This window comes from Staphylococcus sp. HGB0015 (assembly GCF_000411275.1).
Taxonomy (GTDB): domain Bacteria; phylum Bacillota; class Bacilli; order Staphylococcales; family Staphylococcaceae; genus Staphylococcus; species Staphylococcus schleiferi.
In genome coordinates, this window is record NZ_KE150417.1 from 568,326 (window position 1) to 582,921 (window position 14,596).

The 14,596-nt window shown below is 35.1% G+C and carries 13 protein-coding genes; 12 read left to right on the forward strand and 1 reads right to left on the reverse strand.

Features of this window, described 5'->3' with window-relative positions:
• Positions 1 to 211 precede the first annotated feature (211 nt).
• The 7 genes from uvrC (at position 212) to HMPREF1208_RS02690 (ending at position 7,442) form a co-directional block, all read left to right on the forward strand.
• Positions 212 to 2,002: an excinuclease ABC subunit UvrC gene (gene uvrC / locus HMPREF1208_RS02660; protein ID WP_016424804.1), complete on the forward strand. Its 1,791-nt coding sequence runs from the start codon at positions 212 to 214 to the stop codon at positions 2,000 to 2,002.
• Positions 2,003 to 2,161: 159 nt separating this feature from the next.
• On the forward strand, positions 2,162 to 2,773 hold the full coding sequence (locus tag HMPREF1208_RS02665; protein WP_016424805.1) for a succinate dehydrogenase cytochrome b558 subunit: 612 nt from the start codon (positions 2,162 to 2,164) through the stop codon (positions 2,771 to 2,773).
• A 31-nt stretch (positions 2,774 to 2,804) separates the two neighbouring features.
• Complete coding sequence (sdhA, locus tag HMPREF1208_RS02670; RefSeq protein WP_016424806.1) at positions 2,805 to 4,571, forward strand: succinate dehydrogenase flavoprotein subunit; 1,767 nt, start codon at positions 2,805 to 2,807, stop codon at positions 4,569 to 4,571.
• Positions 4,571 to 5,374: a succinate dehydrogenase iron-sulfur subunit gene (gene sdhB / locus HMPREF1208_RS02675; protein WP_016424807.1), complete on the forward strand. Its 804-nt coding sequence runs from the start codon at positions 4,571 to 4,573 to the stop codon at positions 5,372 to 5,374. The genes sdhA and sdhB overlap by 1 nt, the downstream gene beginning before the upstream one ends.
• A 174-nt stretch (positions 5,375 to 5,548) precedes the next feature.
• Positions 5,549 to 6,355, forward strand: a complete 807-nt coding sequence (racE, locus tag HMPREF1208_RS02680) for a glutamate racemase (RefSeq protein ID WP_016424808.1) — start codon at positions 5,549 to 5,551, stop codon at positions 6,353 to 6,355.
• Positions 6,356 to 6,357: 2 nt separating this feature from the next.
• On the forward strand, positions 6,358 to 6,942 hold the full coding sequence (locus HMPREF1208_RS02685) for an XTP/dITP diphosphatase (protein WP_016424809.1): 585 nt from the start codon (positions 6,358 to 6,360) through the stop codon (positions 6,940 to 6,942).
• Positions 6,939 to 7,442, forward strand: coding sequence for a YfcE family phosphodiesterase (locus tag HMPREF1208_RS02690; protein ID WP_016424810.1), 504 nt, complete (start codon positions 6,939 to 6,941; stop codon positions 7,440 to 7,442). The genes HMPREF1208_RS02685 and HMPREF1208_RS02690 overlap by 4 nt, the downstream gene beginning before the upstream one ends.
• A 223-nt stretch (positions 7,443 to 7,665) precedes the next feature.
• Here the strand turns inward: HMPREF1208_RS02690 and HMPREF1208_RS12635 are convergent, their stop codons facing one another.
• Positions 7,666 to 7,737, reverse strand: coding sequence for an epsilon family phenol-soluble modulin (locus HMPREF1208_RS12635; protein WP_095658923.1), 72 nt, complete (start codon positions 7,735 to 7,737; stop codon positions 7,666 to 7,668).
• Between the two features lie 468 nt (positions 7,738 to 8,205).
• On the opposite strand from HMPREF1208_RS12635, the gene HMPREF1208_RS02695 reads away from it, so the two are divergent.
• The 5 genes from HMPREF1208_RS02695 to HMPREF1208_RS02715 all read left to right on the forward strand — a co-directional run bounded on the left by HMPREF1208_RS02695 (position 8,206) and on the right by HMPREF1208_RS02715 (position 14,542).
• Entirely contained in the window at positions 8,206 to 11,109 is a 2,904-nt protein-coding gene (locus HMPREF1208_RS02695; RefSeq protein WP_016424811.1) for a YSIRK signal domain/LPXTG anchor domain surface protein, read from the forward strand.
• A 263-nt stretch (positions 11,110 to 11,372) separates the two neighbouring features.
• Positions 11,373 to 12,692, forward strand: coding sequence for an ISL3 family transposase (locus HMPREF1208_RS02700; protein ID WP_016424812.1), 1,320 nt, complete (start codon positions 11,373 to 11,375; stop codon positions 12,690 to 12,692).
• Positions 12,693 to 13,005: 313 nt separating this feature from the next.
• Positions 13,006 to 13,503, forward strand: coding sequence for a fibrinogen-binding protein (locus HMPREF1208_RS02705; protein WP_016424813.1), 498 nt, complete (start codon positions 13,006 to 13,008; stop codon positions 13,501 to 13,503).
• Positions 13,504 to 13,927: 424 nt separating this feature from the next.
• Entirely contained in the window at positions 13,928 to 14,113 is a 186-nt protein-coding gene (locus HMPREF1208_RS02710) for a type II toxin-antitoxin system HicA family toxin (RefSeq protein ID WP_016424814.1), read from the forward strand.
• Between the two features lie 33 nt (positions 14,114 to 14,146).
• Entirely contained in the window at positions 14,147 to 14,542 is a 396-nt protein-coding gene (locus HMPREF1208_RS02715; RefSeq protein WP_016424815.1) for a type II toxin-antitoxin system HicB family antitoxin, read from the forward strand.
• The last annotated feature ends 54 nt before the right edge of the window (positions 14,543 to 14,596 follow it).

Genomic DNA, 14,596 nt, shown 5'->3' on the forward strand with positions numbered 1-14,596 from the left:
TCTTTTTTAATTTAAACGAAAGACGTTATCGCATTATTATGAAAAATTAAAAGCGCAATAGGTGATGACATGATTGATGCGCTTAAAAGAAGCTAATATCTATAAAATCGCCATTGCGGGGGTGAGATAGATTATAATTGTAATTGATTATAATTCTGTTTCACTCCCTTTTCATTGTTAGAGCTGGGGAAATAAAGAAGGTGAATGAATGATGGAGGATACAAAGCAGCATATTAGGCAAAAATTATCTGTGTTGCCTATGGAGCCGGGTTGTTACTTGATGAAAGATCGGCAAGACCAAGTGATTTATGTAGGGAAAGCGAAGAAATTAAGAAATCGTGTCCGTTCTTACTTTACAGGTGCACACGATACGAAAACAACGCGACTTGTGAGAGAAATAGTTGATTTCGAATATATTGTCACATCGAGCGAGACAGAGTCGTTGTTGTTGGAACTAAATTTAATTAAAAAGTATCAACCTCGTTATAACGTATTATTAAAAGATGATAAAAGTTATCCGTTTATTAAAATAACAAAAGAGCGGCACCCTAAACTGATCGTAACGCGAACAGTTCGTAAAGGAAGCGGAAAATATTTTGGACCTTATCCTAATGCTTATTCTGCACATGAAACGAAAAAATTATTAGATCGTATCTATCCATTTCGTAAATGTGATAAAATGCCAGATCGTTTATGCCTCTATTATCACATTGGGCAATGTTTAGGACCTTGTGTGTATCCAGTAGACCAATCAGAATATGAAAGAATGACAAGGGAAATTACCGAATTTTTAAACGGGGAAGATAAAACGATTTTAAGAAATCTAGAAGAAAAAATGCAAAAAGCGAGTGAAAATCTAGAGTTTGAACAAGCGAAAGAATATCGTGATTTAATTCAACACATTCATAATTTAACGAAAAAGCAAAAAATTATGTCAGCTGATCAAACAGTTAGAGACGTCTTCGGTTATAGTGTGAATAAAGGATGGATGTGTATCCAAGTCTTTTTCATTAGACAAGGTAATCTGATTGAAAGAGAAGCAACGATGTTTCCTTTGCAACAAACCCCTGAAGAAGAATTCTATACGTTTATTGGTCAGTTCTATCAATTAAATCAACATTTCTTACCTAGAGAAGTTCATGTTCCTTCAAATCTTGATACGACTATGATTGGCTCAGTGGTAGATACGAAAATCCTTTCACCTCAGCGTGGTCAAAAAAAGCAACTTGTTGATATGGCAAATAAAAATGCACATATTGCATTAGACAATAAATTTGAACTCATTGCTAGAGATGAATCTCGAACAGTCAAAGCAATCGAACAATTGGGTGATGCGATGGGAATTCAAACACCTATTCGTATTGAGGCTTTTGATAATTCGAACATACAAGGGGTGGATCCTGTTTCTGCAATGGTCAGTTTTATCGATGGAAAGCCAGATAAAAAAGGATATCGTAAATACAAAATAAAATCTGTCGAAGGTCCTGACGACTACAAATCTATGCAAGAAGCAGTGCGTCGTCGCTATACACGTGTGTTAAATGAAGGTTTGCCTCTTCCAGACTTGATTATTGTTGATGGTGGGAAAGGTCACATGTCAAGTGTCGCAAGTGTATTAGAAAATGAGTTGGGCTTAGACATTCCAATTGCGGGGCTCGCTAAAAATGACAAGCACCAAACTTCAGAATTATTGTATGGAGAGACTGCGCAGGTTATTCCGTTGAAGAAAAATAGCCAAGCTTTCTATTTATTACAACGTATTCAAGATGAAGTGCATCGTTTTGCGATTACTTTCCATCGTCAAACGAGACAAAAAACAGGAATGCAATCAGTGTTAGATCAAGTGGAAGGTATTGGTCCAAAACGCAAAACAAAATTATTAAGAACATTTGGTTCGATTAAAAAAATGCGTGAAGCAAGTGTGGATCAACTTCAAGAAGCAGGACTGCCTAAAAATACTGCAACTTTACTCTATGAAACACTAAATGAACAAAATGAATGAATTTGGTATGAGAATCATTCTCATACCCAAATTTGTCACATTTAGTGTTACAATAAAAGAGAGTTGATTTCTTTTTTTACATTCATATGCAAACGTTTTCTATAATCCGACACTTAAAAAGAAATCAAAAATTAAAAAGTATTGCAGGGGGGACTTCCTTTGGCACAATCGAAGAATCAATTCTACCTTCGACGTTTACATTCTTTACTTGGTGTGATTCCATTAGGGGCGTTTTTACTTGTTCATTTAATGGTAAACCATCAAGCAACACAAGGGGTAGAAGCATTTAACAAAGCGGCACATTTTATGGAGTCGTTACCATTTCTATATGCCTTAGAGATTATCATGATTTATATTCCAATTTTATATCATGCGGTCTATGGGGTACATATAGCGTTTACAGCGAGTCAAAATATCGGGCATTACTCGTATATGCGAAACTGGTTATTCTTACTTCAACGTGCATCTGGATTATTAACATTTGTGTTTATTATGATTCACTTATGGCAAACACGTATTCAAAAATTCTTCGGGCAAGAAGTCAATTTTGATATGGTTCATCAAATTGTTTCTAATCCAGCTTGGCTCATTTTCTATATCGTATGTATTATTGCGGTAGTATTCCATTTTTCGAATGGTCTTTGGTCATTCTTAGTAACATGGGGTTTCTTACAATCACCAAAATCACAACGCGTATTTACTTGGATTTCACTGATCGTGTTCGTGATTGTTTCTTATATCGGTGTTAGCGCAATTTTAGCTTTCGTATAACGTTTAATCATTTCAGGGGAGTGACAATTCTATGGCAGAGAAGAAAATTATTGTTGTCGGAGGCGGACTAGCCGGTCTCATGTCAACAATTAAAGCAGCGGAACAGGGAGCGCATGTAGATTTATTCTCAATTGTTCCAGTAAAACGCTCTCACTCTGTTTGTGCGCAGGGTGGTATTAATGGAGCAGTCAACACTAAAGGTGAAGGTGATTCTCCATGGATACACTTCGACGATACAGTTTATGGGGGCGACTTTTTAGCGGATCAGCCTCCAGTTAAAGCCATGACTGAAGCAGCGCCGAAGATAATCCACTTATTAGACCGTATGGGTGTCATGTTTAACAGAACAAATGAAGGTTTATTAGACTTCCGACGTTTTGGTGGAACATTACATCACAGAACTGCTTTCGCGGGAGCAACAACAGGTCAACAGTTGCTATATGCATTAGATGAACAAGTGCGTAGCTTCGAAGTTGATGGCTATGTGACTAAATATGAAGGTTGGGAATTTTTAGGTATTGTTAAAGATGAGGACAATGCTGCACGTGGTATTGTTGCTCAAAATATCACAACTTCAGAAATCCAATCTTTCGGTTCAGATGCTGTAATTATGGCAACAGGTGGCCCGGGTATTATCTTCGGTAAAACAACGAACTCTATGATCAATACAGGTTCTGCAGCTTCGATTGTTTATCAACAAGGGGTTAAATATGCTAATGGTGAGTTTATCCAAATCCATCCAACTGCAATTCCAGGCGATGATAAACTTCGTCTTATGAGTGAATCCGCTCGTGGTGAAGGTGGACGTATTTGGACATACAAAGATGGTAAGCCGTGGTATTTCTTGGAAGAAAAATATCCTGACTATGGTAACCTCGTACCGCGTGATATTGCGACACGTGAAATTTTTGATGTCTGTGTCAACCAAAAGCTCGGTATCAATGGTGAAAACATGGTATACCTCGATTTATCGCATAAAGATCCACACGAATTAGATGTTAAGCTCGGTGGTATCATTGAAATTTATGAAAAATTTACTGGTGATGATCCACGTAAAGTACCAATGAAAATTTTCCCAGCGGTTCACTATTCGATGGGTGGCCTTTATGTAGATTATGATCAAATGACAAATATAGATGGGTTATTTGCAGCAGGAGAGTGTGACTTTTCACAACATGGGGGTAACCGCCTAGGTGCTAACTCACTCTTATCCGCAATATATGGCGGAACAGTAGCTGGACCGAACGCAGTTAAATATGTTGAAAATGTTGAAAAATCATATGTCGACATGGATGAAAGTATGTATCAACGTCGTGTAGAAGAAGAGCAAGCACGTTTTGATAAGTTGTTGAATATGAAAGGAACAGAAAACGCATATAAATTGCACCGTGAACTTGGTGAAATTATGACAGCGAATGTTACGGTAGTACGTCATAACGATAATCTTTTAGAGACGGATAAAAAGATTGTTGAATTAATGAAACGTTATCACGATATTGACATGGAAGATACATCACAATGGAGTAACCAAGCGGTCTTCTTTACACGTCAATTGTGGAATATGCTTGTACTCGCACGTGTGATTACAATTGGTGCTTACAATCGTAATGAATCACGTGGTGCACATTATAAACCTGAATTCCCGAACAGAAATGACGATGAGTGGTTGAAACATACATTAGCTGAGTATAAAGGACCAGAAGAAAAACCAGCATTCACATATAAACCAGTTGATGTGAGCTTAATTCCACCTCGTAAACGTGACTACACAAGTAAGTCAAAAGGGGGTAAAAAATAATGGCAGAAACGGTAGAAAAACAACCAACTGAAACAAAAACTTCTAAGAAAACAGTTACGTTAATTATTAAACGTCAAAAAGATCAAAACTCAAAACCTTATGAAGAAACATTTGTTATTCCTTATCGAGATAACATGAATGTGATTGCTGCGTTAATGGAAATTCGTCGTAATCCGATTAATGACAAAGGGGAAAAAACAACACCTGTCACATGGGATATGAGTTGTTTAGAAGAGGTTTGTGGTGCGTGTTCAATGGTGATTAACGGGCGTGCACGTCAATCATGTTCTGCTATTGTTGATCAACTAGAACAACCGATTCGACTTGAGCCTATGAATACTTTCCCTGTTATCCGTGATTTACAAGTAGACCGTACACGGATGTTTGATAATCTTAAACGTATGAAAGCATGGGTACCTATTGATGGAACATATGACTTAGGCCCAGGACCTCGTATGCCAGAGAAAAAACGTCAAACAGCATATGAATTATCAAAATGTATGACTTGTGGGGTATGCTTAGAAGTATGTCCAAACGTGACAAGTACAAACAATTTTGTAGGCGCACAAGCTATTTCCCAAGTACGTTTATTCAACTTGCATCCAACAGGCGCTATGACTAAAGATGAACGTTTAAATGCGCTCATGGATCAAGGTGGCTTACAAGCATGTGGTAACTCACAAAACTGTGTGCAAGCTTGTCCTAAAGGTATTCCATTAACAACATCAATTGCTGCACTTAATCGTGAAACATCATTCCACATGTTCAAATCGTTCTTTGGTTCAGACCATGAAATTGAATAATTGAAATATAAGCGGTGAATGGACTTAAATGTGAGTCTATTCACCGCTTTTTCTATTTCCATATAAAAGAAAAACGCGTATTGATGATTAGATGACAGGTACGCTTTCAGTGTCCAATAATATAACAGATATGATAAAATAAAATACATAATGAAAATGAACAGGATGAATGTGATGGATAAACCGATTGGTGTTATGGATTCGGGCGTTGGTGGCTTAACTGTTGCGAAAGAGATTATGAGACAGCTTCCTAATGAAACAATTTATTACTTAGGGGATGTTGGACGTTGTCCATATGGTCCGAGAAACCAAGAAGAAGTTAAACAGTTTACGATTGAAATGGCGATGTATTTAACACAGTTTGATATAAAAATGCTTGTAATTGCTTGTAATACGGCGACAGCCGTTGCTTTAGAACCTTTACAAAAGCAATTAAGAATTCCGGTTATCGGAGTGATTGAACCTGGGGCACGTACAGCGATTATGACAACTAAAAATCAAAACGTACTTGTCTTAGGGACAGAAGGAACAATTAAATCTGAAGCTTACAGAGAGCATATTAAGCGTATTAATCCTAAGGTAGACGTGTACGGTGTGGCATGTCCAGGCTTTGTCCCATTGGTAGAAGAAATGAAGTATAAAGATCCAACGATTACGAATATTATTATTCACCAGACGCTTAAGAGTTGGAGACAAACGGATGCGGATACAGTGATTTTAGGTTGTACCCATTATCCACTGCTTTATCAACCGATATTTGACTACTTTGGTAAAACGAAAACAGTCATTTCATCTGGTTTAGAAACAGCGAGAGAAGTGAGTGCACTTTTAACATTTAGTCAAGAACATGCCAACTATGATCCACATCCGAAACATCGTTTTTTCGCAAATGGGGAAGTGAGATACATGACTTATATTATTAAAGAATGGCTCAATATAGACACACAAGTAGAACGAATACATTTAGGTGAGGAGGAATAAAAATGACGGATATTGTTATTGCATCGTCAAATAAAGGTAAAATAAACGATTTTAAAGTTATTTTTTCAGATTATAATGTGATTGGAATCAATGAAATCATTGAAGACTTTGATGTAGAAGAAACAGGCACTACATTTGAAGAAAATGCACGTTTGAAATCTGAAGCGGCAGCTAAAGCTTTAAATAAGACTGTGATTGCTGATGATAGTGGTTTAGAAGTAACCGCTTTAAATGGCGAACCTGGCGTTTATTCAGCACGATATGCAGGACCAGAGAAAAATGATGAAGCTAACATTCAAAAAGTACTTGAAGGTTTAGAAGATAAAAACGATCGCACAGCTCGTTTTGTTTGTGTCATCAGTATGACCACTGCAGAAGGCGTGACGAAAACATTTAGAGGTACGGTTGAAGGGGAAATTACCTTGAACAAAATTGGTGAAAATGGATTTGGCTATGATCCTATTTTCTTAGTACCCGATCAACAAAAAACTATGGCGCAATTAACAGCTGAAGAGAAATCAGATATTAGTCATCGACGAAAAGCAATAGATCAACTACAAGCCTATATTGAAGGTGAGGCAAAATGAAAAAACTGATCGTCGCTAGCGATAATCACTCAGAATCAGGGATCTTGTATCAAATTTATGAAGAACATCAAGATGCAGACGCATTTTATCATTTGGGCGATTCCGAATTTGCCTATCAAGATACAGAGTTAAGTTTATATCATCGCGTAAAAGGCAACATGGACTTTTATCCAGAATTTCCAGAATCACAAGTAGACAATTTTGAAGAAGCAAATGTTTTTTACACACATGGCCATTTATTTGGGGTCAATCGTTCACGTGTCGAATTGGCACATGTTGCAGCACAACATCAAGCAGCGATTGCATTATACGGACATACCCATGTCGCACGTTACGAAAAAATCAATGATGTACACGTGATTAACCCAGGAAGCATATCACAATCTAGAAGTGACATTGAAGAAACATATGCAGAAGTGATAATCGATGGAAAAGACAGTGAAGTTCGATTTAGAAATCGTAATCACAAGATAATCGATACGATCCCTTTCGAACTATAAAGAAGTATTTTTAAATCACTTATGACAAAAAGCAAGGATGTATCGAAAGGATAGTATTAATTTCAGTGTCATCTGTATTATTATTTATTTAAAGAAAATCATGTTTTGACTGAATCAAAGTGAATTATCATATAAAAAAGCCGCTTTTCCATAATATTTTATGGATGAGCGGCTTTTTAGGTACATACATCATACATACGAGCGGTTCGTGTTAAAAGCAAGATTATTTGTTGTCGCCACCAAATAAACCTTTGATGAATTCGATGGCTTTTTTGATTAAGTTGATGATAAACATTGTCTTCACCTCCTTTGTATTTCTTAACTGTAGTATAACGGCTAATCTCCTTGTTTAGCGTATTTTTACGTACTTGGTTACTTTAGTTTCTTAAATGTAGTTAATAAATTAATCACAGACAGTCACGATTGCGTAAGTGTCTTATTTTATTAAATAATAAACTCAAAATAGATAGTATTATAATAATGTTTTATAACAATAAAAATCAAACGATTTTCTCTAATAACTCATGAGGCATTAAAAAATGTTTTTCTCAATTTTTATTATTTCACACTACTATTGTCACTAAGACTGAGGGGCAGAGTTAAATTCATATTACTTTTATAGTGTGAAACTATTTATTTATTCATCTTTTAATTTTTTACTTTATCAAGCAAAAGGGTTGCTTGATTGAATTAATCTCTATATAATACGGCTTAATGTACTTGAAGCCAGATATATATTTAATGAAAAGGGAGAAAATAATTAGTGAAAAAAACTCAAAAATTTAGTATTAGAAAGCATAAATTTGGTGCTGCCTCAGTTTTATTAGGGATTATGGTATTTATAGGAATCGGTCAGCATCATGAAGCTGAAGCCGCAGAAGATGTTAAAAAGCAAAGTACAGTAGGGAATAGAAATGAAGATAACAGTGAAATAGATGAAAATACTACAGAACAAATAAATGTAGAGCAAGAACCAAGCCAAGAACAAAATCAAGATTTAAAACTACAGGCAGAAAATCAACAAAGCCAAAGTGAAAATCAAACAGAAGCGAATGCTGTTTCAGCACAACCTGTTAAAGCAGAAGCACAAGAGCAAGTGCCTTCGAATACAACAGTTGAAGCATCTGAACCAAAATCTGAAGAAACAGGTGATGGGAAACCTGCAACTCAGAATCAAACTGCACCTCAATCATTAACAGCACCTACTACACCAAAGAGCGCAGAAACACAAACATCCACACCACATGTAAGGGCTACAACTTATAACAACCCCCAACAAGGTCAAGACGTTACGAATAAAGTAGAAGTAGTAAACAGTTCTATTACAGGGAAAGATCAAAATAAAACTGTAAATCCACATAATGCTGAGCGTGTAACATTAAACTATGAATGGAAATTTAAAAATGGTATAAAACCAAATGACTATTTTGACTTTACTATTAGTGACAATGTAGACACTAAAGGCGTTTCAAAAATTGGTAAAGTTCCAATGATAAAAGATAGTGAAGCAATTATTGCGACTGGACAAATTTTAAATGAAACTACAATTAGATATACGTTTTCTAATTATGTTGAAAATAAGCAAGAATTAAATGCGCAATTGTCACTTAACTTATTTATTAGACCTGATAAAGTGACAAATGCGGGTAGTCAAACGATTATTTCTAAATTAGGTGATAAAGAAACAAGTCAATCATTTAATGTAGTTTATCTACCAGGTGTCACTGATTATTATGGGGTAAATGTAAATGGAAGAATTTATGAGCTCGATAAAGAAAATAAAACTTTTAAACATCTTGCTTATATAAATCCAGATAAAGCGTCGGTTAAATCAGTGACAATTTATGGTAATCTAACTCAAGGAAAACCATCGAATCAATATACACCTAATGTGAAAGTATATAAATTTAAAGGGCAAGGGAAGCTCGCTGAAAGTGTTTATGCAGACTTAAAAGATGTGACTAAATTTGAAGATGTTACGTCTAACGTCAATTTAAAAACAAGCGGTGGAGGATCATATACGCTTGAATTTCCAGATTTAACAAATGGTGCTTATTTAGTTGATTACGAATCAAAATTTGAAGTTTCAAATAGTGACTTAAATTTAAGAACTGTATTGGATGGATATAACGGAAATACACGTTATTACTATTACCCGCATACTAGATTAACATGGGATAACGGTGTGGCTTTTTATTCTAATAAAGCAAATGGCGCAGGAAAAAACCGACCATTAGAACCAATTATTCAATCAAGTACACCAATAGATCTTGATATGAACACAGCACCTGAACCTGAAAGATATGAAGCAACGGGTGTTTTAGAAGAAAGTGAAGACAGTAAACCAATTGTTTTTGAAAGTCAATCTGGTCAAGATTTCGGAGATGGTGGTTATGACTATACCGAAACTGTAGAAGACTCTAATCCAATAGAGATTTCAGAATCAACACATGAGAACTCAGAGCATCATTCAGATGTTGTAGAATTTGAAGAAGAAACAAATCCGGGTGGTAGTGAAAGTCAACATGAGTCAAATGTTGTTGAATATGATGAAGATACGGCTAAAGGTATTGTGACAGGAGCTGTGACTGACCATACTACAGTTGAAGATACAAAAGAATATACAACTGAAAACAATTTAGTTGAATTAGAAGATACGTTAAATCCTAATGTGAGTGGTCAAGCTGAAGGGCCTATTGAAGAAATTACTGAAAATGACAACTACAATGAAATGAGTGGTTTGGGCTTAGAAAGTGGAGATAGTGGTTACACAGAAACTGAAGAAATTGACGAAAATCATTTTATTGATACAAATAGTCAATTAGGAACTGAAAATGGAACAAATTCAGATGATCAAACATTTGAAGAGGATACAGAAGAAGATAAGCCTGTATACGAAATCGGCTCAAGTCAAGAAATAGTCGAAGATTCAACATTACCAAGTGAAAGTGGAATGAATTCAGGAAATCAAACGTTTGAAGAAGACACAGAAGAAGATAAAGATGTTATTCAACAAGGTGGTCACAGTCCGGTAGATATTACTGAAGACACCCAACCACAAATCGGTGGTCAGCATCAAGGTGAACAAACGCTTGAAGAGGATACTGTAAAACCAGATCAACCGCAGCCACCTGTTGATCATGAGTTCACACCTCAAGAAAATGTACCGCCTGTACCACCTACAGATAAGGAAACAGCACCGAAAGATCAAGAAATGCCAAAACCACCAGTGAATGAAGAAACTCAGCCAAATCAACCAAATCAACCAGAATCACCGACACCACAAGAGGATAAAGAAATGAATCCAAATCAACCGCAACCTTCTTCACCACCAATGGAAAATACTACTTCTAATGATTCAAAAACACCAATGGCTCCTAAAGATTCAGAGACAATGCCAGCTGTTTCAAAACAGACTACAATGACTAGTGGCCAAGTGAAGAAAACTAATCAGGCTGAAGCTATGGTCCAAACAGAAAATCAAAAATTACAGATGAATCAAGCAGAAGATGCAAAAGAAGATCAACATAGTAATGCTGATGAAAAAGCCTTACCGAATACTGGTCAAGGAAAAGCAAATCAAACTCCTGCTGTTTTAGGTACTATATTTGGCGTATTTGGTCTGTTACTTCTACGTCGCAGAAAAAATAATCAACATACAAAATAGTATTGTATTCCTATGAAATAAATCTTTTGAATAAGGTTTTAAGCAAGAAGAGCTCGTTTTTGATGTGCACCCCAAAAGTTAGACCTAAAATCTAACATTTGGAGGTCACTCCATTTAAACGGGCTCTTTTTTATTGTGGTTGTATATTTTTAACGGTTGGTGAAATATTCACTGACCGTTATTTTAATTTTTGATATTAAAAAAGCACAAATATCTCTATAATTGTAAGTGACCAAACCAACGATTAAGGAGATATTGTGCCTATGTGTAATGATATATCAGAAATGCTTGGAATTAAAGTCAAAAATTTAAAAATCACTCAAAATCTAGGATTAGATGTACATAAAAACGTAAAGGCATTATTATACGAAGGCCAATTGACATATCATCCCAGTGCTTGTGCGTGTTGTGGAATTAAAAATGATGCCCATTTAATTATTAAACATGGCTTTCGTAAAACGAAAGTTTATATGGGATTAATTTTTGAAAGACCTGCCTATTTAAAATTGAAGAAACAGCGCTTTTACTGTAAAGCTTGTCAACAAACCTTTACAGCTCAAACACCCTATATTCAACCCCGATGTACCATCTCAAATGAGGTCAAACGCATGATGACCCGGAAACTATCTAAAGTCATCTCTGAAAAGGATGTCGCTGAAAGTCTATGTGTATCACCTTCAACTGTCCATCGCCATTTAAAAGAGGTAAGTGATTCGGTGAAGACGCAGGCACATCATGTTTTACCGGAGCACTTAGCTTTTGACGAATTCAAATCAACGAAAGATGTCGAAGGTGCGATGAGCTTTATTTACTGTGATAGTGTAACCCATGATATCATCGATATTTTACCTGATCGTCGCAAACATAAATTAGAAGCCTATTTTTTAAAGTTCTCTAGAAAGCAACGTGAAAGAGTGAAAACCATCTCTATAGATATGTTTCCACCTTATATCGCACTCATTCAAGACTTATTTCCTCATGCGGAGATAATTATGGATCGCTTTCATATCGTGCAGGCTATCAATCGTGAAATCAATCGATGCCGAGTTCAAGTTATGAATGGTTTTAGGGCAAAAGATAGACCTCAATATAATAAATTAAAGCGTTATTGGAAGTTACTATTAAAAGCGCCCTTAGATTTAGATCGAATGATATATCAGTCATACGGACTTTTTAAGTCTTGGCAGAGTCAATACAGTTTAGTTCAGTATTTATTGGAGCTTGATGAGAGGCTCAAAGAGACATATGAAACGGGGCATCGTCTTTTAAGTGCTCTGAAAGTAAACGATATCCAGCAATTACGCTTCATCTTACAGGATTCAAAAACAAAAGATATTTCACAAGGACTCAAGCGCGTCATTCAAACATTCATCAAATATTTGCCCTATATCTCAAATACGATGCGTTATCCACATTTAACGAATGGGCCAATTGAGGGCATTAATAATAAAATAAAACTGATTAAACGGGTTTCTTATGGTTATAGAAATTTCTGGAATTTTAGGAATCGAATCTTAATCATTTCCAAGGTATTTGTAAGTGAATATAAAAAACGCATTAAACAACAAAATAACGTTGCTTAATGCGTTATCGTCTCGCCAACCGACGTTGACAAAGAACCTTTATTGTTTAATTATGGAAAGTGATATAAATATTGAATTCTTAATTCGAAATTAATGTATAGGAAGTAAAGAGAGTTCATTATTATTTTATTGTTGCCTACTGCTAAAGCGAATTCATAAGCTAAGAGAAATGCTGAATACATCTCAAAATCATTAAATTCATTTAATAATGATGATAAATAGTTATGAATAGTTAATTAATAGTTAATTACTAAATGGTAGAAAATCATGTATTGTATATATCTGTTAGTTATAAAAATTGGAGGAAAAAATTATGAAAAATAAATTGATAACAAAATCATTATTAGCTATTGCTACAATTGGAATTACAGCAACAACATTTATTGGAACTGCTGATGCAAGTCAAGGATATGGTCCAAGAGAAAAAACACCAGTAAGTATTAAAAATAACATCGTGACATATAGTGATGGAACATACAAATATCAATCAAGACCACATTTCAATAAAACACCAAAATACATTAAATTTATCCACGCAAACAATATTGTTGAATATAATGATGGTACATTTAGCTATGGTGCCCGTCCACAAATCAACAAAGCTGAAAAGAAAAGTGACTTAACGATAAAAAGAGAGCAACAACTTGCGAATGCTAAACAATTAGTAACAGAATTTGAAAAAACACATACAGTTCAAGCGCATAGAAAAGCACAAAGAGCCGTAAACATTGTTTCTTTTGAATATAAAGCTCAAAAGGATGCACTACAACAAAGAATCGAAAATGTTTTAAAACAAGGATATGTAAAATAATCAAGTATTTAAATACTGGTTTTAGATTTTAATTCATGACATTACACTCTTTAAAGCTAACGTATTGGTTAATCTGACATATTGGGAGTTTGTCAGAATGAATTCAATAAACCTATACCAACCAATAACTGATATGTCTATGCGATAGGGAAGTTTAAAAGTTAATTTAATCCAATAAAAAGCGCCATGATTTCTAATAATTGTTAGAAAACATGACGCTTTTTATTATAAAAAATACATAAAAATGAAGTAATGCAAGCGGTTATCATTTTATACTTTTTTCTACTGAATATAAGAGTAAAATGATAGTCAAATATAAAAAGTAACTTTATTACCTTATCAAATTAGGACGTCTTAATTGGTCTGTCTTTTTAATTATTAGCCTCTTAACATATGTTATAATATATGTATTAGTTGAAAATTGATGAGCTCATCAAGAGAAGTTATTGAGAAGATTGAGCAAGGTGAGTGGTATCTTGTAAGAGTGGTTGGTAGTCACCATCACTTTAAACATCCAACGCGTAAAGGTAAAGTCACTGTTCCACATCCGAAGAAAGATTTACCACGTGGAACAGAACGCTCAATGTTAAAGCAAGGAGGACTTTTATAGCCTCTTATATCTTCTTTTATAGGAGGGATGAATATGAAGTATCATTTCTATGCAGTATTACAACAAGAAAATAACGACTATAACGTATACTTTCCGGATTTACCAGGTGCGATAACGTTTGGTAATGACATTGAAGATGCTGTATTTATGGCACAGGATGCATTAGAGGGGCATTTACTGGTGAAGGAAGATGATGGTGACGAGATACCTAAACCATCTGAGTTTAAGGAGCTTGTCAATAATCTAGAGGATAATGAGCAATTACAATTAGTGACTGTCGATACTAAACTTGTTAGGATTAAAGAAGAGAATAAGACAGTGAATAAGATGGTTACATTGCCACAGTATCTGGTTGTGTTAGGTAAAGAGAAAGGTGTTAACTTTAGTCAGACATTACAGAGAGCATTGAAAGAAGAATTAAATATATAAGATTGAGACATCACATTGCGTGGTGTCTTTTTATGATGACTAAAATAGTAATTA

Coding starts and splice junctions, on each gene's coding strand:
- uvrC (WP_016424804.1), top strand. CDS start 212: ATGGAGGATACAAAGCAGCATATTAGGCAAAAATTATCTGTGTTGCCT.
- sdhA (WP_016424806.1), top strand. CDS start 2,805: ATGGCAGAGAAGAAAATTATTGTTGTCGGAGGCGGACTAGCCGGTCTC.
- sdhB (WP_016424807.1), top strand. CDS start 4,571: ATGGCAGAAACGGTAGAAAAACAACCAACTGAAACAAAAACTTCTAAG.
- racE (WP_016424808.1), top strand. CDS start 5,549: ATGGATAAACCGATTGGTGTTATGGATTCGGGCGTTGGTGGCTTAACT.
- HMPREF1208_RS02685 (WP_016424809.1), top strand. CDS start 6,358: ATGACGGATATTGTTATTGCATCGTCAAATAAAGGTAAAATAAACGAT.
- HMPREF1208_RS02690 (WP_016424810.1), top strand. CDS start 6,939: ATGAAAAAACTGATCGTCGCTAGCGATAATCACTCAGAATCAGGGATC.
- HMPREF1208_RS02700 (WP_016424812.1), top strand. CDS start 11,373: ATGTGTAATGATATATCAGAAATGCTTGGAATTAAAGTCAAAAATTTA.
- HMPREF1208_RS02705 (WP_016424813.1), top strand. CDS start 13,006: ATGAAAAATAAATTGATAACAAAATCATTATTAGCTATTGCTACAATT.
- HMPREF1208_RS02710 (WP_016424814.1), top strand. CDS start 13,928: ATGAGCTCATCAAGAGAAGTTATTGAGAAGATTGAGCAAGGTGAGTGG.
- HMPREF1208_RS02715 (WP_016424815.1), top strand. CDS start 14,147: ATGAAGTATCATTTCTATGCAGTATTACAACAAGAAAATAACGACTAT.